We start from the raw sequence: 403 nt of genomic DNA, 5'->3' as shown, positions 1-403 counted from the left end.
CCCGTTGATTTTGAAGCTCTCGATGACGAACCTATTGATCTTGTTTTTCTCCTTTTAGCTCCTGAGAACGCAGGTGCAGACCACTTAAAAGCTTTGTCGCAGATTGCGCGTGTTTTGCGTCATGCTGATGTTGTTCAAAAATTGCGCAACACTTATGACGCCAGCGCGCTTTATGCTTTATTGATTCAGAACTCAGAATCAAATGCCGCTTGAAAGACAATAGGGTGTGTTGCGAATAGTTTATAACAAAGAGAATTGGAAAATGGCATAATTCGCGCTTAAAAAGCCAAGAATCACTAATGGTATCATATGATGTTGAAGAAATTATTATTAAGGAACTTCTCATCTTAAAAAACAGAAGAAGACAGAAAAAAACACAGACTTTTGTTATTTTTCATGTATA

Annotated in this window: 1 protein-coding gene; it reads left to right on the top strand. The window is 37.2% G+C overall.

Annotated elements, in window-relative coordinates; genetic code table 11:
* Positions 1 to 213 (top strand): PTS sugar transporter subunit IIA (locus J7R10_RS09215; protein WP_208436523.1); only part of this gene is annotated, 213 nt, incomplete at its 5' end.
* Positions 214 to 403 lie beyond the last annotated feature (190 nt).

Origin of the sequence: Bartonella vinsonii subsp. berkhoffii ATCC 51672 (genome assembly GCF_902825225.1) — a bacterium.
In the GTDB taxonomy this organism is placed as follows: domain Bacteria; phylum Pseudomonadota; class Alphaproteobacteria; order Rhizobiales; family Rhizobiaceae; genus Bartonella; species Bartonella berkhoffii.
This window is presented reverse-complemented; position numbering and strand designations above follow the sequence as displayed.